This is a genomic window from Mesorhizobium sp. Root157, assembly GCF_001427385.1.
In the GTDB taxonomy this organism is placed as follows: Bacteria; Pseudomonadota; Alphaproteobacteria; order Rhizobiales; family Rhizobiaceae; genus Mesorhizobium.
This window is the reverse complement of record NZ_LMGJ01000012.1, coordinates 569,940-588,184: the sequence shown is the minus strand read 5'-3', so window position 1 is coordinate 588,184 and position 18,245 is coordinate 569,940. Positions and strand designations below refer to the sequence as shown.

18 protein-coding genes are annotated in these 18,245 nt (G+C 62.9%); 6 read left to right on the top strand and 12 right to left on the bottom strand.

Annotated elements, in window-relative coordinates; translation table 11 throughout:
• Positions 1-100: 100 nt before the first annotated feature.
• The 6 genes from cimA to ASD64_RS10770 form a co-directional block, all read right to left on the bottom strand.
• Positions 101-1,714: a citramalate synthase gene (gene cimA / locus ASD64_RS10795; RefSeq protein WP_413813597.1), complete on the bottom strand. Its 1,614-nt coding sequence runs from the start codon at positions 1,712-1,714 to the stop codon at positions 101-103.
• Positions 1,715-1,730: 16 nt separating this feature from the next.
• Positions 1,731-2,690, bottom strand: a complete 960-nt coding sequence (pip, locus tag ASD64_RS10790) for a prolyl aminopeptidase (protein WP_056104781.1) — start codon at positions 2,688-2,690, stop codon at positions 1,731-1,733.
• The gene (locus ASD64_RS10785) at positions 2,687-3,181 is read right to left on the bottom strand and encodes a GFA family protein (protein WP_056104780.1); all 495 of its coding nucleotides are present in this window, start codon (positions 3,179-3,181) and stop codon (positions 2,687-2,689) included. Before ASD64_RS10785 ends, pip begins: the two co-directional genes overlap by 4 nt.
• Positions 3,182-3,256: 75 nt before the next feature.
• Positions 3,257-3,640, bottom strand: a complete 384-nt coding sequence (locus ASD64_RS10780; protein WP_056104778.1) for a VOC family protein — start codon at positions 3,638-3,640, stop codon at positions 3,257-3,259.
• Positions 3,637-5,187, bottom strand: a complete 1,551-nt coding sequence (gene cysS, locus ASD64_RS10775; RefSeq protein WP_082549940.1) for a cysteine--tRNA ligase — start codon at positions 5,185-5,187, stop codon at positions 3,637-3,639. The genes ASD64_RS10780 and cysS overlap by 4 nt, the downstream gene beginning before the upstream one ends.
• A gap of 647 nt (positions 5,188-5,834) precedes the next feature.
• Positions 5,835-6,602 carry an SOS response-associated peptidase gene (locus ASD64_RS10770; RefSeq protein WP_056104776.1) on the bottom strand — a complete coding sequence of 256 codons (768 nt, stop codon included), beginning with the start codon at positions 6,600-6,602 and terminating at the stop codon, positions 5,835-5,837.
• Between the two features lie 128 nt (positions 6,603-6,730).
• On the opposite strand from ASD64_RS10770, the gene ASD64_RS10765 reads away from it, so the two are divergent.
• The 6 genes from ASD64_RS10765 to ASD64_RS10740 all read left to right on the top strand — a co-directional run bounded on the left by ASD64_RS10765 (position 6,731) and on the right by ASD64_RS10740 (position 10,561).
• Positions 6,731-7,198, top strand: a complete 468-nt coding sequence (locus ASD64_RS10765) for an NUDIX hydrolase (RefSeq protein ID WP_156460096.1) — start codon at positions 6,731-6,733, stop codon at positions 7,196-7,198.
• Complete coding sequence (locus ASD64_RS10760) at positions 7,198-7,575, top strand: TIGR02301 family protein (RefSeq protein WP_056104773.1); 378 nt, start codon at positions 7,198-7,200, stop codon at positions 7,573-7,575. Before ASD64_RS10765 ends, ASD64_RS10760 begins: the two co-directional genes overlap by 1 nt.
• A gap of 139 nt (positions 7,576-7,714) precedes the next feature.
• The gene (locus ASD64_RS10755; RefSeq protein WP_056104770.1) at positions 7,715-7,972 is read left to right on the top strand and encodes a hypothetical protein; all 258 of its coding nucleotides are present in this window, start codon (positions 7,715-7,717) and stop codon (positions 7,970-7,972) included.
• A gap of 176 nt (positions 7,973-8,148) precedes the next feature.
• Entirely contained in the window at positions 8,149-8,955 is an 807-nt protein-coding gene (locus ASD64_RS10750; RefSeq protein ID WP_056105076.1) for a hypothetical protein, read from the top strand.
• Between the two features lie 125 nt (positions 8,956-9,080).
• On the top strand, positions 9,081-9,944 hold the full coding sequence (locus tag ASD64_RS10745; protein ID WP_056104768.1) for a YgfZ/GcvT domain-containing protein: 864 nt from the start codon (positions 9,081-9,083) through the stop codon (positions 9,942-9,944).
• Positions 9,941-10,561 carry an HD family hydrolase gene (locus tag ASD64_RS10740; protein ID WP_056105074.1) on the top strand — a complete coding sequence of 207 codons (621 nt, stop codon included), beginning with the start codon at positions 9,941-9,943 and terminating at the stop codon, positions 10,559-10,561. The genes ASD64_RS10745 and ASD64_RS10740 overlap by 4 nt, the downstream gene beginning before the upstream one ends.
• 9 nt (positions 10,562-10,570) lie before the next feature.
• Here the strand turns inward: ASD64_RS10740 and ASD64_RS10735 are convergent, their stop codons facing one another.
• From ASD64_RS10735 to ASD64_RS10710, 6 genes are all read right to left on the bottom strand, one after another.
• Entirely contained in the window at positions 10,571-11,230 is a 660-nt protein-coding gene (locus tag ASD64_RS10735; RefSeq protein ID WP_056104767.1) for a glutathione S-transferase family protein, read from the bottom strand.
• A gap of 53 nt (positions 11,231-11,283) precedes the next feature.
• Positions 11,284-12,744 (bottom strand): RimK family protein, encoded by a 1,461-nt coding sequence (locus ASD64_RS10730; protein WP_056104764.1) that lies wholly within the window; start codon positions 12,742-12,744, stop codon positions 11,284-11,286.
• On the bottom strand, positions 12,741-13,847 hold the full coding sequence (locus ASD64_RS10725; protein ID WP_056104762.1) for a peptidase C39 family protein: 1,107 nt from the start codon (positions 13,845-13,847) through the stop codon (positions 12,741-12,743). The genes ASD64_RS10730 and ASD64_RS10725 overlap by 4 nt, the downstream gene beginning before the upstream one ends.
• Before the next feature lie 135 nt (positions 13,848-13,982).
• The gene (locus ASD64_RS10720) at positions 13,983-14,777 is read right to left on the bottom strand and encodes an anti-sigma factor family protein (protein ID WP_056104760.1); all 795 of its coding nucleotides are present in this window, start codon (positions 14,775-14,777) and stop codon (positions 13,983-13,985) included.
• Entirely contained in the window at positions 14,774-15,292 is a 519-nt protein-coding gene (locus ASD64_RS10715; protein WP_056104758.1) for an RNA polymerase sigma factor, read from the bottom strand. Before ASD64_RS10715 ends, ASD64_RS10720 begins: the two co-directional genes overlap by 4 nt.
• A gap of 177 nt (positions 15,293-15,469) precedes the next feature.
• Complete coding sequence (locus ASD64_RS10710; protein ID WP_056104756.1) at positions 15,470-18,190, bottom strand: DUF2339 domain-containing protein; 2,721 nt, start codon at positions 18,188-18,190, stop codon at positions 15,470-15,472.
• Positions 18,191-18,245: the final 55 nt, after the last annotated feature.

The window sequence follows — 18,245 nt, the reverse complement described above, 5'->3', positions numbered from 1 at the left end:
AAGGCTGCGTACCATCGCAAAGTTCTTATGGGTCAATGAACTTTCGCTGATGGCTCAACCTTGAGCCTTCCATGGCTCGACGCTAGTCCCCGCCGGAAAACTACTCGGCAGCCGCCAGACCGGCCAATTCGCGGTTCTTCATCAGCTTGAAGACGATGGAATCCATCAGCGCCTGGAACGAGGCGTCGATGACGTTGTCGGACACGCCGACCGTCCACCAGCGCCCGCCCTCGCCGTCCTGCGATTCGATCAGGACGCGGGTGATGGCCTCGGTGCCGCCGTTGAGGATGCGCACCTTGTAGTCGACCAGTTCCAAGTCGGCGATTTCATCCTGATAGCGGCCGAGATCCTTGCGCAGCGCGATGTCCAGTGCATTGACCGGACCGTTGCCTTCGGCCACCGACATTCTGGTCTGGTCTTCGACCACGATCTTCACGATGGCTTCCGAAACCGTCTTGATGTTGCCGTTGGCGTCGAAGCGGCGCTCGACCATGCAGCGGAAGCTCTCCACCTTGAAGAACTCAGGAACGGTGCCCAACGTGCGGCGCGCAAGCAGTTCGAAGCTCGCGTCCGCTCCTTCATAGGCATAGCCTTCCGCCTCGCGCTCCTTGACCAGCGCAATCAGCGTGTCCAGCCGATGGTCGTCGCGCGCGACCTCGATGCCGCGCCGCTTCAATTCGGCAAGGAAATTGGCCTTGCCGCCCTGGTCCGACACCATGACGCGACGACGGTTGCCGACGCTTTCCGGTTCGACATGCTCGTAAGTCTTGGGCTCCTTGGCCAGCGCCGAAGCGTGGATGCCGGCCTTGGTGGCAAAGGCGGAAGCGCCGACATAGGGTGCCTGCGCTTCCGGCGCACGGTTCAGCAATTCGTCGAAAGCGCGCGACAGGCGCGAAAGGCCGGCAAGCTGCTCTGCAGTGATGCCGGTTTCGAAGCGTTCGGCAAGAACCGGCTTCAACGCCAGGGTCGGAATGATGGTGACAAGATTGGCGTTGCCGCAGCGCTCGCCGATGCCGTTCAGCGTGCCCTGGATCTGCCGTGCCCCGGCTTCCACCGCGGCCAGTGAATTGGCCACCGCCTGGCCGGTGTCGTCATGGGCATGGATGCCGAGATTGTCGCCCGGAATCCCCGCCTCGATCACCTTGCCGACAATGTCGCGCACCTCGGAAGGCTGGGTGCCGCCATTGGTGTCGCACAAAACGACCCAGCGCGCGCCTGCCTCGTACGCCGCCTTGGCGCAGCCCAGCGTATAGGCGGGATCGGCCTTGAAGCCGTCGAAGAAATGCTCGCAATCGACCATCGCTTCCTTGCCGGCGCCGACCGCTGCCTCGACCGAAGCGCGGATGGCCTCGAGGTTCTCCTCCTGCGTGCAGCCCAGCGCCACGCGCACATGATACGCAGAACTTTTCGCCACGAAGCAGACCGCGTCCGACTTCGATTGCACAAGCGCTGCCAGGCCGGGATCGTTGGAGGCCGAAACCCCGACGCGCTTGGTCATGCCGAACGCGACGAAGCGGGAACGCCTGGTGCGCTTCTGTCCGAAGAAAGCGGTATCGGTCGGGTTGGCGCCCGGATAACCGCCCTCGACATAGTCCATGCCGAATTCGTCGAGCAGCTTGGCGATGGCGATCTTGTCTTCGACCGAGAAGTCTATGCCCGGCGTCTGCTGGCCGTCGCGCAGCGTCGTGTCGTACAGATAGAGCCGCTGTTTCATCGTAGACATGCCAACATCACACCTTCCCCGCGAACCTGTCGGTCGCGTAGATCAGCCGGTCGAGTATCCCCGGCTCCGAATAGGCGTGCCCAGCCCCTTCGACGAGAAAGAACTCGGCCTGCGGCCAGGCCTTGTACAACTGCCAGGCATAGTGCGCCGGACACGGCATGTCGTAGCGACCGTGCACGATGACGCCCGCAATACCCTTGAGCTTGCCGGCATCGCGCAGAAGCTGGCCCTCTTCCAGCCAGCCGGCATGGACGAAATAGTGGTTCTCGATGCGGGCAAAGGCCACGGCGTAGTCCGCTTCGCCGAATACGTCGCTGGTTTCAGGCTCCGGCAGCAACGTGATGGTCTGGCCTTCCCAGGTGCTCCAAGCGATCGCCGCCTCCACCTGCGCCTTGCGGTCCGAGCCAACGAGGCGCTTTCGGTAGGCCGCCATCATGTCGCCGCGCTCGGCCTCCGGGATCGGCGCCAGGAAGCGTTCCCACTTGTCCGGGAACATCTGCGACACGCCGAACTGATAGTACCATTCGAGTTCGGCGCGGGTCAGCGTGTAGATGCCGCGCACCACCAATTCGCTGACACGGTCGGCGTGCGTCTCGGCATAGGCGAGCGCCAGCGTCGAACCCCATGAGCCGCCGAACACCAGCCATTTGTCGAATCCGGCCATTTCACGCAGCCGCTCGATGTCGGCGACCAGATGCCAGGTCGTATTGGCGTCAAGAGAGGCGTTGGGCGTCGACTTTCCGCAGCCGCGCTGATCGAACAGGATCAGGTCGTAAAGCTTCGGATCGAACAGGCGGCGATGCTTGGGCGAGATGGTGCCGCCCGGCCCGCCGTGCAGGAACACCGCCGGCTTGGCGCCTCTGGTGCCGACCCGCTCCCAATAGATCATGTGACCGTCGCCGACATCCAGCATGCCGGTTTCGAACGGCTCGATCTCCGGATAAAGGTTCCGCAATTCGCTGTTCATGCTTTCTTGTCCTCGGGCGGCCAGGTTTCGGTATCGTGATCGGGATGCTGGTAGGAAACGAGGTCGGACAGGAAATCCGCCGCTTCCTCGTCCGCCATAGTGTCCATGCCGGGAAGTGCCGCGATGCCGTCGACATGAGGCAGCTTGGCCTCGATCCCCCACTGCACCAGCGGCGCAATATCGCCCGGCTCGTCGAACGCTCCGATGGCAAGTGCTATGCCGTCCGGTGCGACGTAAGTGAGAGGCGTGCCGCAATCGGCGCAAAAGCCCCGGCTGGCATGGTTCGACGACCGGAATTCTTTCGGTTCGCCACGCGTCCATGTGAGCTTTGCTTTGCGCACCGAAACAAGCGGCGCGTAGAAGGAGCCGAACGCCTTCTGGCACATGCGGCAATGGCACACCGACGCATCGCCCAGCGCGCCCTCGACACGAAAACGCACCGCGCCGCACTGGCAGCCGCCGGTATGGATCGGGCGATTGTCGAGGCTCATCGCACGCCCTCACCGGCAGATGCGGCGCGCCGATTCAGCAAAAGCCTCCAAGTGCCTGATCGCAGGCCCATTTCCTCACTCCACGCCGTGGCAGACAGCTTCGATATTGTTGCCGTCGGGATCGAGCACGAAGGCGCCGTAGTAATTGGGATGATAATGCGCGCGCAGGCCGGGCTTGCCGTTGTCGCGACCGCCCGCATCCATCGCCGCCTCATAAAAAGCATCCACCTCCGCGCGTTTGTCGGCGGTAAACGCATAGTGCCGGCCCGGTCCGCGCTCCTTGCTCTCATGCAGCCAGAATTGCGGCCTGTCGTAGCCGTATCCGCCCACCTTGGCACCGCCGGTAAATTCCTCCGGCACCATCATCACCAGCGATGCGCCAAGAGGCGCCAGCGCGGCATCATAGAATCTCTTCGATGCCTCGAAATCTGCCACCGGAATTCCAGTATGGTCGATCATCTCTTCACCTCCCATGTCGTGATGCGCTCGCCCGTTGCCGGGTCCTTGCCGTCCTTCAACTGAACCCCTTGGGCCAAAAGCTCGTCGCGGATGCGGTCGGCCTCGGCCCAGTTCTTTTCGGCGATGAAAGTGAGACGGCGGGCAATGGCGTCCTCGGTAGACTGCCTGACCAGATCTTGGGCAGCTTCCTTGGCTGAGCCGAACTGCTTTACTTCGTCGAAATTCAGAAGTCCAAAGCCCCTGAGCGTTGCATAAACATCAGCCGGATTTGTTGACACATCGCGTAGCGCTTCATCGATACTCGATCTAAACAGCGAAAAATTCAGATCATCAAACAGCGCCGCCACGGCGCTATCCACAACGCCTACATGGCTCTCGATAGCAATGCGATTTTCTTCAGCGAAGTTAACACCGCTGGAATTTAGATAGGTACGCCATTTCTCGCGGAGGGCTTCGGCCTCCTCCAATCTTCTGACGCTGAAATCGATCGGCTCGCGATAGTGCGTCATCAGCATGGCGAGTCTCAGCACCTCGCCCGGCCACTTACGGCCGCCGAAGGTTTCCGTCTCCAAGAGTTCGTTGATCGAATAGAAGTTGCCGAGGCTCTTCGACATCTTCTGGCCTTCGACCTGCAGGAAGCCGTTGTGCATCCACACATTGGCCATCGCATGGGTGCCGTGGGCGCAGCGCGACTGGGCGATCTCGTTCTCGTGGTGCGGGAAGATCAGGTCGAGTCCGCCGCCATGGATGTCGAAGACCTCACCAAGATAGGCCGACGACATCGCCGAGCACTCGATGTGCCAGCCCGGCCGGCCTCTGCCCCATGGCGATTCCCAGCCGGGTTCCTCCGGCGAAGACAGCTTCCACAGGACGAAGTCGCCAGGGTTCTTCTTGTGCGCATCGACGGCGATGCGCACGCCTGCCTGCTGCTCGTCCAGCGGGCGTTTCGACAATTGCCCGTAGTCCGGCATCGACGCGGTGTCGAACAGGACTTCGCCTTCCGCTTCATAGGCATGGCCGCGTTCGATGAGAGCCTGAATCAAGCCGATCATGTCGGTCTTGCCGTCCGGCCTCGGCTGGACGAATTCGGTGGCGCGCGGCTCGAAGGTCGGCGGCAGGCAGCCGAGCGACGCCACATCCTTGTGGAACTGATCGGCGGTCTTTTCGGTCACGCGGCGGATCGCCTCGTTGAGCGGCAGCTTGCCGGAGGCGATGTCGGCGCCGAAATCGCGCAACGCGCGCGCGTTGATCTTGTCGTCCACGTCGGTGATGTTGCGCACATAGGTGACGTGGGTCTCGCCGTAGAGATGGCGCAACAAGCGGTAGAGCACGTCGAACACGATGACCGGGCGCGCGTTGCCGATATGGGCGAAGTCGTAAACGGTCGGTCCGCAGACATACATGCGCACATTGTCGGGATCGATGGGGACAAAATCCTCCTTCGCCCGGGTCAGCGTGTTGTAGAGGCGCAAACCCTTGGAATCCGGTTTCCCCGCAATTCCGGACGGAAAACCGCCGGCCACTTTTCCTGGAATTGCTTTAGACATTCATCCCCTTTCCGGCGCAGGCCGGCTCAAAAAACCCATAACGATCAGCCTGGCTGGCCGGTTCGTTTGTCCACTCTGGAAGAAAGATGAGGCGAAAACGTCCGGGCCAGCGCGAAGCTAGCCGATAATCGAAATGCCACAAATGGCAAAAGACGTTTCCATGGAGGGCTTTATCGCTTTGCCTCCTGTTGCCGTCAAGCCGCAAAATTGGGCGAAAACGTCGGTTTGCCGCCAGACAACCAACCGTTAAAGGTTTTATTAAACATGTAAGTACAGCTTCGATCTCCCAAGCGCGGCTATTGCGTCAGGCGTCACGATTTGGTCCGAATTGGCCGCCATGACCAGTGACCGCAAGTGAAAACAACCCGAGGGTAGAAAAATGTCTCGAAAACCGGAAGCAAAACGACCCAAGCAACCAGTATTGGCCAATCAATACCGCGCCATCGGCTCCGCAGCCATTGTCGCCGCGCTGCTCCACGCCACCAAGAAAAAGAAGCCCGTGCAGAAGTTCCTTTCGCCGCGCGTTGCGTGACGATCCGGGCAGCGGCTCGCATCGCCGCTGAGGAACCAGAACCAGACGTCTTGCCAATCCTTGCCGATTCCGCGCCCGACCGGCGCGGGCTAACCTTGGGCTTTGGCCGCGCCTGTCAAAACAACGTCATCTGATCGTCATCGGCGCCGGGTTTCCGGCGCTTTTGGTTCTCGGACCGGGCTGAAACCTCGCCCGTATCTCTTTCCTGTATTTCCGGGCCGGTGTTGGCGACCTTGTTGACGAGGCCGGACACCGGAATCGCCTCGAAGAAGTCCGGTTCGGCCGGTCTCAACAGGTCGGCAATGTGGCGCGGCTCCTGGCTGCGGCAATCCAGCCAGCGGGCGAAGTCCTGTTCTTCGATCACCACCGGCATTCGCTCATGGATGTGCGCAATGCCGGCATTGGCCCGGGTCGTCAAAATGGTGCCGGTGTCCATCTCGGAACCGCCCGGCTCGGCATAGGTCTCCACCAGCCCGGCAAACGCGATCAGACCGCCGCGCCTCGGCCGCACCCAGTAGGCTTGCCCCTTTCGCCCGCCCTTCTGTTGCCACTCATAAAAGCCGGAAGCCGGCACCAGCGCACGGCGATGGCGCATGGCGGTGCGGAACGAAGCCTTGGTGGCGGCCTCCTCCGAGCGCGCGTTGAACAAGAGCGGGAAAGCACGCGTGTCCTTGACCCATGACGGGATCAGTCCCCAGCGCACCAGCATCGCCTGCCGGTCGGGAAAATTGGAACCCGGTGGCTGCGGCGGGCCGGCCAGCACCATCATGATCGGCTGCGTCGGCGCAATGTTGTAGCGCGCAGGAAACTCCTCGACCTCGCCGACCCCTGCAAAGGCCGCCGTCTGGTCGGCTGTCGCGGTCAGGGCAAAGCGCCCGCACATGAGCCTATCCTCGGTTTGCGTGTTCAAGGTTCAACGTGGCGATGGAACAAGCGCGGCGCAACCGCTAAAGCTGTTTGGCAAAGCCCATCCACAATTGGCGCCGGACTCGATCAGTGGAAGAAAACCCCTTGCCTGAAATCCCCGCCGTTTCGGTCGCGCTGGTGCGCAACGACCGCGTGCTTCTGGTGAAGCGCGCGCTGCCGCCCTCGCAAGGCCTATACGCATTTCCCGGCGGCAAGGTCGAGGCCGGCGAAACGCTGGAAGAAGCGGCGCGGCGCGAACTCATGGAGGAAACCACGCTTGGCGGCGCGCGCTTGCGGCCGCTGGAAACCATTTTCATCGAAGGCGCCCGCGACAACCACCCGCTCGACTACCGGTTGACCGTGTTCGGCGCGGACTATGTCGGCGGCGATGCGGTCGCCAGCGACGACGCGGCTACGGCGGCGTTCTATACGCTTGCCGATATGGCGGCGCTGCCGCTGGCCGATTCGGTGTTTACCATTGCGGAAAGATTGCTCGCTCCAGGCGGTGGAGAAGCAGGCTTCGACCCCCTGATTGGCCTTGCGACGGACAAGTTACCCGGTCACAAGGACTGATGCGCCGCACTTCGCTTATTCTGGCCCTGGCCCTCGCCGTTTCCGCTGCCCTTCCGGCGCGGCCGGCGTTCGCCGTCGAGGCGCCGTTCGAGGCTGGCCTGATCCGGCTTGCCGAAGTGCTCGGCTCGCTGCATTTCCTGCGCAATTTGTGCGGCGAGAAGGGCGATGACTGGCGTGGGCAAATGGAAAAGCTGCTCGAATCGGAAAATCCCGATTCGGAGCGGCGCGCCCGCTTCATCGCTTCCTTCAACCGCGGCTACCGCTCATTTAGCGAATCCTACAAAAGATGTACCCCTTCCGCCACTGAAGCGATCAATCGCTATATGAAGGAAGGTGAAGCGTTGACCCGCGACATCGCATCGCGGTACGGCAATTAACAGGCTGTTAACTTTTCCGACAAAAGGCGCACGTACAAATTCCGGCCGGCGTGCTAGAGTCTTAATGGGACATTAAAGGGACGCCTCAAGTTTGATCCGCATTTGAAGGACCGATGCTTGAAAAGGGTGGTAGTTGCATATGGAACACAGCCTCAGCGATATCGACGCATTGGTCCGGGAAGAAAAGCGCCTGACCGCTGTCGAAAGCCACAACGAAGCCTGGGCCGAAGGCCTTTCGGCCGGCATCGAGCCGGAAATCATCGCCGAAGCCGCACTTGAGACCGCCTTTGGCGAGATGCTTCGCACCAGTGGCGAAACAGCCGCGCTCGCCCTGCTTGACCGCGTGCGCGAAAAGGTGATCGGGGGCGCTTTCGAGCCCGAGCGCCTACGCCACTGATGCATGTCGCCCGAGAGGGGAACCGGTTTCGGGTCAACGACATGCATAAAATCAAATACTTGAAGCGCCGCCGGCGAATCTGAAAGATTCAGTGCGCTTTAACGGCATTATCCCAATCAGATTTTGACGCACCTTGTGCCTTGGGGCATCATGCCGTCGTGAAGGAGATGCGGGCGTTGAATTTTCCATATTCAGGCGGGCGGAGCGGCATTCGGCTCGGCCTTTTGCTGCTGGCGGCTTGCGCCACCACCCCACCTGCCCTGTTTGCGGCCGTCCTTCCGGCAGCAGCGCTGAGCGAGATCAAGCGCGAGGAACTGCCTTCGCCCGTTGCGCCGCCGGCAAATGATGCAGAATCACCCAACGCCGTGCCGATGCCGGATCCGATCGAGACGCCGAAGCCTTCGACCGATCAGCCTGCTTCGCCCGAAGACAGCGAACCCCCGGCGCAGGTCGATCCCGAATCTCCCCCGGAAGACGGCAGCATCGCCCGGCCGCATATCGATCCCGACGAACCGCTGCCCGAGGTCGTCTACGATCTCGACCGCCTGCCGGAACCGGTTCGCCGCATGCGCGATCTCATCGTGGAAGCCTGCAAGAGCGGCGACATCCAGAAACTGAAACCCCTGATCGGGATGGGCGACGACGCCACGCAACTGTCGCTGACCGATATCGAAGGAGAGCCGATCGAGTTCCTCAAGAGCCTGTCGGGCGACACCGAGGGCCAGGAAATCCTGGCCATCATGGAAGAGGTGCTCTCCGCCGGCTATGTCCATCTCGACGCCGGCACGCCGCAGGAACTCTATGTCTGGCCGTATTTCTTTGCCCTGCCGCTCGACAAGCTGGACGCCCGGCAAAGGGTCGAACTGTTCAAGATCGTCACCGCCGGCGACTATGACGACATGAAGCAATTCGGCACCTACATCTTCTATCGCGTCGGCATCACGCCCGAAGGCAAGTGGGCCTTCTTCGTCGCCGGCGACTGACACACCGGTATCGCCGTCAGGAGGCTTGTGCAGGTTCGCCTTTCGTCATCGGGAGGCGCTTGCGGGGGCACGGGCGGCGGACTACGTAAGGCGCATCGTTTGCAAGATCAGGTTTCCTGTCACCCATGCCCTTCACCCTGCTTGAAGATCGCGCGCTCATTCTTGTGTCCGGCCCCGAGGCCGAGCACTTCCTGCAAAATATCCTGACGGTCGATCTCGAAACGCTCAAACCGGGCGAGGCAAAGCCGGGCGCACTTTTGACGCCGCAAGGCAAGATCCTGTTCGATTTCCTGATCTCGCGCGCTGGCGCCGATACCTTCCGGATCGAGTGCCGCGCCGACATAGCCGGCGACTTCCAGCGCCGGCTGATGCTCTACAAGCTGCGCGCCAAGGCCGAAATCACCCAGCAGGATCAGCCGCTTGTCGCGGTTCGGTGGCAAGATGATTCAAGCGCCTCACACCCGGATTCAGCCTCGGTCATCGACACGCGCTTTCCCGGCCGGTCCGTAACGCGCAGCTATGGCCCTGTTGCCGGGCAAGGCGACCTTGCCGGTTGGCATCGCTTGCGCATCGCCAACGGAATTGCCGAAAGCGGCCTCGACTACCAACTCGGTGACGCCTTTCCACATGACGTGCTGCTCGACCAGACGGGCGGCGTCGGCTTCAGGAAGGGCTGTTATGTCGGCCAGGAAGTGGTGTCGCGCATGCAGCACCGCGGCACGGCAAGGCGGCGCGTGCTGATCGTTTCCGCGGACGAGCCGCTGCCGGCGGCAGGCACCGACCTCACCGTCAACGCGCGCTCGGTCGGAACGCTCGGCTCCACCTCCGGCGGGGCGGGCCTGGCCATCGCCCGCATCGACCGGGTCAAGGCTGCGCTGGATACCGGCGAAATCATTTTGGCCGACGCCGTGCCGGTACGGCTTTCAATCCCCGAATGGGCCACTTTCACCTTCCCGCAGGACGCTACCGACGCCTCGGAGAATGCCTGATGGCCGATCGCATCGGCGCACCGCCGCGCGCGTGGCAGCGCATGCTGTCGGGGCGGCGGCTCAATCTGCTCGACCCCTCGCCGCTCGATATCGAGATTTCCGACATCGCCCATGGGCTGGCCCGCGTCGCCCGCTGGAACGGCCAGACCAGCGGCGAACACGCTTTTTCCGTCGCCCAGCATTCGCTTCTGGTCGAGGCGATCTTTTCCAGGCTGGTAACGGCAGCAAGCCCGGAGGCGCGACTTGCGGCCCTGCTGCACGATGCGCCCGAATACGTCATCGGCGACATGATCTCGCCGTTCAAATCGGTGGTCGGCGGTGGCTACAAAGAGTGCGAGCTTCGCCTCCAGCGCGCCATTCACCTGCGCTTTTCCTTGCCGGCGGAACTTGGCGTTGGCTTGCGCAAAGACATCAAGCGCGCCGATCAGGTCGCCGCCTATTTCGAAGCGACGCAGCTCGCCGGGTTTTCGGTTGCGGAAGCCACCCAGTTCTTCGGTCGACCGCGCGGCATCAGCGCCGACAGCTTCGACGTGACACCGCGTACGGTCACCTGGGCGCAGAATGCCTTCCTGAAACGCTTCGCCGCGCTGGAGGCATTACACGCCAACAGGTCGTGACCGGCCTCTTCAATCGCGGTCGGGCGCGCCAAGCGGAAAGAACGGACGATAGGGTCTCGCCTCGTCGATGGCGCGCGCAAAAGACGGGCGCTGGTTGAGGCGTGTGCGATAGGCGCGCACATTCTCGAACTCATCGGCGATCTGGTGCGTCCAGTCGGCGTAAAACAGCGAAGGGGCCGCCGCGCAGTCGGCCATGCTGAAGCCAATACCCGCCGCCCATTCGCGGCCCGCCATATGCTTGTCCAGCCAGCCATAGGCCTTTTCGAGCATCTCGCGCGCATTGCTCACGCCCTTGGGGTCGCGCTCTTCCGGCTTGCACAAAGCATCGAAGACTACCTTCTGCTGCGGCGTCGAGACGTAGTTGTCGAAGAAGCGGTCCATGAAGCGCACCTCGACCGCCTGTTTCGGATCGTTGGGGATCAACCGAGCTGGCCCCGGATAGAGCGCATGCAGGTATTCGATGATGATGGTCGCCTCATGCACCGAGCGGCCCTGATCGATCAGCATGGGAAAGCGTTTCATCGGCCAGCGCGTTTCAAGCTCTTCGAGCGCGCTCGGATTTTCCGGAGAAAGCATGATGTAGTCGAAGGGGATGTCGTTCTCGTAAAGCGCGATCAGCGCCTTCTGGCAGTATGACGAGAACGGATGCGCATAAAGATCCAGGGCCACCGCTCAAGCCTCCCGGCGACGTTGATGGCGCAAAGGCACAGCTTCCATCCTTCTCACCGCCGCTGCTTTTCCAACCGGTCGAGGAACCATTGGGTCAACCGGACCCAGACTTCCTCCTTCTCGCCGGTGTCTTCGCAGCCGTGATCGAGATTGGGGTTGTCGTTGACCTCGATGACGAAAATACCGTCCCTGGTCTCCTTGAGATCGACACCATAAAGGCCGTCGCCGATACAGCTTGCCGCCTTTACCGCCGTTTCCACCACGTGCGCCGGGGCGTTCTTCAAGGTGAAGGTCTTGATGCCGCCTTGATCGGGCCTGCCGTTGGCCTTGTGATTGACGATCTGCCAGTGCTTCCTGGCCATCAGATAGTGGATGGCAAACAAGGGCTGCCCGCCGAGCACGCCGACCCGCCAGTCGAACTCGGTCGGAATGAATTTCTGGGCGATCAGCAGGTCGGAATCCTCGAGCCATTCGGTGGCCAGCGCCTTCAGCTCCGCCACGTTGGAGCATTTCTTGACGCCGCGCGAGAACGAGGAGTCAGGGATCTTCAGCACCAGCGGGAAACCCAGCGCATCGGCTGCAAGCTGAAGATCGGAGATGCCGGCGATCATCACTGTCGGCGGCACCGGCACCTTGTTGGCCGCCATCAGTTCGTTGAGATAGACCTTGTTGGTGCAGCGGATCATCGACAGTGGATCGTCGATCACCGGCATGCCTTCCTGCTGCGCCCTGCGGGCAAAACGGTAGGTGTGGTTGGAGATGGCCGTCGTCTCACGGATGAACAGCGCGTCGTAGTTGGCAAGCCGCGCCAGGTCCCTCCTGGTGATGGGCTCAACTTCGACACCCATCTTCTCGGCGATCCGCGCCCAATGGCGCAACGACGAAATTTCCGACGGCGGCAATTCCTCGTTGGGATCGACCAGCGTGGCGAAGGTGTAGCGGGCCGGCGTTCGCGTCTTGGTCTCGCGCCACTCGCGCCCGGTGTAGATTTCCAGGCATTCGGTGAAGCGTGCCAGTTCCTCGCCGCTCATGCGGGCGAGCGGGTGAAAACCGATCTTGCGGATCGAGGCCCATCCCGATACGTCCTTGATCGAGACTTCCAGCGCCGGCGCCCGGAACCAGTCGAACAGGAGCCTTGCGAAACGGTCCCAGGCCTTCGACGGGCCGACGCCGAAGAAGACGCAGACCTTGGCCGGAAAAGCCCCGAGGTCCTTGCGGCACTTGTTCAGCGCCAGTTCCAGTTCCGGCAGCGCATTTTCATAAAGCTTGCGCTCCGACAGATCGATCATCGTCTCGACGGTCGGGATGACCCGGTGGCCGCGTGAACTGGCCAGCAGCGAGGCGTAGTAACCCCGGCTCTGGTAGCCGTAATTGTTCGACAGGTTGATGACCTTGGGGCGCTGGCCGCGAAACAGCGCCGGATGGGCCAGGTAGTCGCGATTGGTGATGATCTTGTGCGGCGTCGCCGCCTGGGTGAGGTCGGATTGCCGCCCAGTCAGGATGACCCAGCTCATCGTGCGCCGCGCTTTCCAAGCATGATGGCCGCGCGCAGTCCGTCGCGGCCGAATTGCGCCATGGTCATGAAGATCGCGTAGGGCACGGGAATGTTGGCCGCATCCGACTGGGTCTCCTCCCTCTCGTCCTCGACCCATGGGTCGTGGATGAGGATATGGTCACCGTCGTCGCCGATGGCCAGAACCCAATGCGGCACCTTCTTGCCGAACATCAGGAAGCCGCTGATCAGCACCAGCACCAGTTCGCCGCGGGCGATCGCGGCGCGGATATCGTCGATGGTGAAGGCGCGGTAATTTGCGGGAATGCCGTAGCTGTCGGCACGGCGGCGAAAATCGACCTGCGCCAGTTCCATCACACGGCGCTTCTCCTCGCTGCGCACCGACTGCAAAAACAGCGCACCATGGAAGGACACCAGGATTTCGGCCGCAAGCCCGCCTTCATGTGCCGCGACCGCAAGGCCGAACGGCTCGCAGCCGCCCGGCCCCGACATCATGAACACGGTGGTCGCCTCGCGCCACAACCGGATTTCCATCACCGGGTCCGGCACGAAGCCGCGGTCGAAATGCGCCATCGCCATCATCAGGCAGCATGGGCCGCAGGTGAAATCGCAGGTCTGCTCGTAGAACGGCACCGCCGTCGCTACCTGCGTGCCGCCACGCAAGGTCTTCTCGAAGCGCAGCGCCGGCGCACCGTCCTCGTAGTAATCGGCTTCGCGGCCGATACGGCGAAAGCTTGCCTTTTCATAAATCGCGATGGCGCGCTGGTTGTCCTCGCGCACCTCCAGCCGCAGCAGCATGCGGCCATGTTCGAAGGCGGTGTTTTCTGCGGCATCCAGCAATGCGCGGCCAATGCCCCTGCCGGAAAAATCCGGTCCCGTCGCCAGCGAATAAAGTCGTGCCACGCCACTGCCCTTGCGAAACAGCACGATGGTATAGCCGGCCACGCGGCCGTCGATTTCTGCAATCAGGGTTTCCGCCGTTTCGCGCTCGATCAGCTTGCGGAACGAGCGGCGCGAGATGCGATCGCCTGCGAAAACGGCGCTCTCGATTGCCGCGAGGGCATCGACGTCAGACGCGCGGGCCGTGCGGATTTCGGCAGGCATGCGAGTTGGGAAACCTCGATCTGCGGTGGGGAACCCTTGTCGGAACAGACTCGCCGCGAAACAGCGGCGGACCATTTATGCGCTCCTCGATTTGGGCCGAATTGTGGCTCAGGAAACGGCACGAATGCCGTCAGGTCAAGACCAGATGCCGGAGACCAGTTGCTTGTAGGCGCGCTTGGCGACCTCGTTCAACCGGCCGTCCGGCAGCGAGCCGACAACGGCGCAGCCGTAGCCCCTGTCCAGCCAGTAGACGGCGGTCGGGCCGCCCTCGTCTTCATTGTAGACACCTGCTGTCTTGGGCGCCGATTCCGAGGTGACGAACAGCGAGACGCGGTTGCCGCCTGCGTCCTCGTAGAGCAGCATCGCCGCCTTGCTGGAACCTGCCGCCGGCAGCAACCGGCCGCCGACCAGTTCGAAGCCGTCATCGGTCAGGTCCGGCGCGACCAGCTTCAACCCGACCCGGTTGGACAGCCAGGTCTGCATATGATCCCTGTCGCTGGCCGGCACTTCGACGGCGTGGCGCTTTTCGGCGGCATAGATGACATGAGCGGCGATCGCTTCTTCCGCCAATCGGCCAGCCGGGCCATCTTCCAGACCCAACCCGATTGCGCCGGCGAAATAGCCGCCCATCCCGCCAAGGCCGAGCAGCAGCACGGCGGCGGCGGCAAGCCACCACTTCGAGCGGGATGCCGAGGTTGGCCTGGCGGCCTCACCGATGACCACATTGTGCAAGCGTGCAGGCACCGGCTCGTCCAGCACATCGGCAAAGGCAGCGCGCAGCGCCCGGTTGTCGCTAACGTAGCGGGCGCTCCGCGCCTTCATCTCGGGGCTGGCCTCCAGCCACGCCTCGTAGCCGGCGCGTTCGTCGCCCGGCAGCTCGTTGTCGAGCGCCAGATGGATGTCACGTTCGGAAAAATCGCGCCGGGTCATTTCTCGACAACCCTCAAAGTGCGGCGACGGGCGCTATCTTCCAGCAGACCCCTCAACTCCTCGCGGCCGCGCGAGATGCGCGACATCAATGTGCCTGCCGGAACGCCCAGAATGTTCGCAGCCTCGGCGTAGGAAAAGCCCTCGATGGCGACCATCACCAGCGCCGCGCGCCGTTCCGGGCTGATGGCATGCAGCGCGTTGACGATCTCGCGTGAGGCGATCGTTTCCAGTTGCTCGGCGGGCGCCGACAGCGCCTCGTCGGTATCGAGCGACAGCATAGCTGCTTCGCCGCGACGATCCACCTTGCGCATCTGGTCGATGAAGAGATGATGCATAATCGTAAACAGCCACCTCCGGGGGCTTTCTCCGGTCTGCCAGTTGTCGAGCCGGGTCAGCGCGCGTTCCAGGCAGTCCTGCACCAGATCGTCGGCAGCGTCGCGGTCGCGCAGCAAGGCACGCGCGTAGCGGCGCAAACGCGGGATTTCGCCAAGAATCGCTGCCTTCTTGCCATCCATAGCCGCTTGCCGAAACCTGCTCCTCTCCGCGCGCCGCGCAATTGCGGCTCCGTATCCCATGAAAGCGGCCAGCGACGCATGCCAGCGCCTCGATCACCCAAGCACTACTGAAACGTGCAGGAGGCCCGATTTATTCCAACGCCTCCGAAATGCAAGGTTTGCGCCACGCGCAACGTCTCAGTTGGCCCTGGCAGCCCTGGTCAGGAGCCGCTGGTAGAACAGGCCGATGCCGATCAGCACCGCGCCCAGTCCGATGAACGACAACGCCCTGAGCACGCCTTCCAGTTCCGACATATCGAACAGGAACACCTTCAGCACGGCGACGGCAATCAGCGCGGCTGAGGCGATGCGCAACACCTGCGAACGCAACCACACCCCGCCGGCAAGCAAGGCGACGCCCATGGCCAGCCAAAGTGCTGAATAGCTGTAGGTTTCCAGTTGTTCCATGCCGCTCCACAGCGCAATGAACTCGCCCTTGAACAGCCGTCGCACCGACAGCGTCGCATAGGCGAACAGGAGCAACGCTGCCACCACAGCCAGCATCGCCGAATACCAGTGGGGGCGCTTGTCGCGCGCATAGAGCGCCAGCGCGCCGGCCGCTATCGCAGGCAGCAGATAGGCAAGAAACAAAAGGTTGAACACCGGAATGCGCCCGGTCGCCTCGTCGGTGAACAGCGGGTTCAACACGACAAAGTGTTGCCCGAGGATGAACAGCACCGACACCACGCCGGCAGCCATGGAACCATAGCGCAGGACCGAACTTGGCGAGCGCATGTCCAGCGCCACCAATATGGCCCCCGCACCAAGAGCGATCAGCGTGTAGATCGCCTGCTCGGCAAGCGTCGGCACGCCCGCGTCGATGACGCCGCTATGCATGGCGTGGCGCACCAGCATCGCCAATGTCAGCAGGGCAAACAGTGCCGCCATCGCCTCCATGATCAGGCGCGGCCGCCCATTGGTCGTGCGGGCCAGTTGCCAGGCGGCAAAGCCGAAGGCGAGCGCAGGAACGCCGTAACCAGGCAACAGCCAGTTGAACACCGACGTGCGCGACAGGAACTCCGCGCCGACAATCGTCGGATCGAAGCCGATGCGCGCCAGAACAGCGACCGCAGCGCCAGCCGACAGCCAGCCCAGCACCGGATAGGTGCGCCAACGGGTAGCATGTGCCGGAACGATTGCCGCAGCGCCTAGCAGCACCGTCGTCATGCCGGACCCGAAAGCCATGTGGATCATCAAGAGCGCCGCAACGCCTGCGCCGATGAGCGCGAAAGAGACCGCAAGGCCTCCCGCCAGCGGCGGCTGTTCGGCGCGCGCAATCCACTCCGCGCCGGCGACGAAGCCGATCAGCAGGGCCAAAGCAATCAGCGCGCGGATGAAATCCCGGTCGATATTGCCGAACGCCACCCAGGTGGAAAGGACAATGACGAGCGGCGCGGCCACACCCCAGAACGCCCATGACGCGGCGCTGACCGGGCTCGAAGCCACCAGCCGGCGCGCCGACCAGAAGCCCGTGCCGATGAAGACAATGCCGAGCAGGATGCCGAAGCGGGGCATCAGGCCGCTCGCGGCCACAGCCGTCATGCCATCGACGGAAAGAGCGCCCGCCGACAAGTCGAGCCAGAGCGACTGGAGCGGCATCAGGAACATGTACGCCAGTGCCGTGACGACGCCAGCGCCGTACAGCAGGGCCACCGCGCGCGGCCTGTAGAGCGCTGCCGCAACCATGGCGACGAGAATGACCGCTGCCCAGGCGGGCCCACCTTGCGCGACAAGATCGCCAGCATTGAACAAAGCCAGTGCCGAAAGGCCGAGGAAGAGTGCCGGCGCGACGGGGGTGCCCTTTTCATTGTCATCGCCCGTCAGCCACAGGAACACCAGGACGGCCAGCGTCACCGCGCTGATGAACAGCAGCACGGCAAAGTCGAGTTGGGGCGTTTGGCTCATATAGAGCAAGGTCCAAAGCCCGGTGCCGACAAAGGCGGCGACCATCAGGAAGGCCCAGCGCCGGATACGCGCAATGGCGCCGGTCGCTGCAAGCAGGATCGCCAGATAGCCGAACAGCGCCCATGCATTGGGCGACTGCGAAGACACCAGCATCGGCGTCGCCAGTGCGCCGAGCAGGCCGATGCCGGCCAGCGCCTGGCCATGGACAAGAGCCGCCGCAATGGTCGCGATGCCGATGATGCCCAGCAAGCCGAATGCAAGGCCGGGTCCGATGAAACCATGGACGCCGTGCGCGGCATAGACCGCGCCGAACAGGGTGAAGGCCCCGGCCGCCGTCAGGATCGCCGGAATATAAGCACCGGCAGCGCCCTGCACCGGCACCTTGAAGCCGGTTCGACGGATGAACTCGCCGCCTGCAACCATCACCAGGCCGAGGATCGAAGCCATAGTCAGCCGCACGCCAGGACCGAAAATACCGGACTCGATGGTGTAGCGCACAAGAAACAGGCCACCGAGCGCCAATGCGATACCGCCGACCCACACCGCCCAGCGCGTGCCGAGCGCGGTTTCGATGTCTCGACGCGCCGCCGGCGCGGAAGCGGCGCTCGGGGCGGTCTCCTGCGCCTGTTCGTCAGGAGTGCGGGCGCGCCAATTCCATGGCCCAACGGCTGGCTCTGCCTTGTCCTCTTCAAGGGTTGGCGGCTCGGAAGCCTTGTCGCCTCCGGTTGCGTTTTCGACTGCCGCAGCCTGCGCAACCGCGCCTTCAGGCAGGTCGGCACCCTTCGGAAGTTCTTTCGCCACGGCCATCGATTCCGCCGCAGCGGCCACCGGCGCGTGGCCGGCCAGAGCTTCCCTCACCGCGGCAAGATCGCTTTCGATGCGCTTGATGCGCTTCTGCTGCCGCGTCGTTACGACGAACAGCACGATGATCGCGATGATGCCGATCTCGAACATGCAATCCTCACACCGTCAGCTTGCAGGCTTCCGTTCCGCAAACCGCACACTTGAA

Excerpts from the sequence above, each read along its gene's own strand:
- cimA (WP_413813597.1), bottom strand. The coding sequence starts at position 1,714 with ATGAAACAGCGGCTCTATCTGTACGACACGACGCTGCGCGACGGCCAG.
- pip (WP_056104781.1), bottom strand. The coding sequence starts at position 2,690 with ATGAACAGCGAATTGCGGAACCTTTATCCGGAGATCGAGCCGTTCGAA.
- ASD64_RS10785 (WP_056104780.1), bottom strand. The coding sequence starts at position 3,181 with ATGAGCCTCGACAATCGCCCGATCCATACCGGCGGCTGCCAGTGCGGC.
- ASD64_RS10780 (WP_056104778.1), bottom strand. The coding sequence starts at position 3,640 with ATGATCGACCATACTGGAATTCCGGTGGCAGATTTCGAGGCATCGAAG.
- cysS (WP_082549940.1), bottom strand. The coding sequence starts at position 5,187 with ATGTCTAAAGCAATTCCAGGAAAAGTGGCCGGCGGTTTTCCGTCCGGA.
- ASD64_RS10770 (WP_056104776.1), bottom strand. The coding sequence starts at position 6,602 with ATGTGCGGGCGCTTTGCCCTGACCGCGACAGCCGACCAGACGGCGGCC.
- ASD64_RS10760 (WP_056104773.1), top strand. The coding sequence starts at position 7,198 with ATGCGCCGCACTTCGCTTATTCTGGCCCTGGCCCTCGCCGTTTCCGCT.
- ASD64_RS10755 (WP_056104770.1), top strand. The coding sequence starts at position 7,715 with ATGGAACACAGCCTCAGCGATATCGACGCATTGGTCCGGGAAGAAAAG.
- ASD64_RS10745 (WP_056104768.1), top strand. The coding sequence starts at position 9,081 with ATGCCCTTCACCCTGCTTGAAGATCGCGCGCTCATTCTTGTGTCCGGC.
- ASD64_RS10730 (WP_056104764.1), bottom strand. The coding sequence starts at position 12,744 with ATGAGCTGGGTCATCCTGACTGGGCGGCAATCCGACCTCACCCAGGCG.
- ASD64_RS10725 (WP_056104762.1), bottom strand. The coding sequence starts at position 13,847 with ATGCCTGCCGAAATCCGCACGGCCCGCGCGTCTGACGTCGATGCCCTC.
- ASD64_RS10720 (WP_056104760.1), bottom strand. The coding sequence starts at position 14,777 with ATGACCCGGCGCGATTTTTCCGAACGTGACATCCATCTGGCGCTCGAC.
- ASD64_RS10715 (WP_056104758.1), bottom strand. The coding sequence starts at position 15,292 with ATGGATGGCAAGAAGGCAGCGATTCTTGGCGAAATCCCGCGTTTGCGC.
- ASD64_RS10710 (WP_056104756.1), bottom strand. The coding sequence starts at position 18,190 with ATGTTCGAGATCGGCATCATCGCGATCATCGTGCTGTTCGTCGTAACG.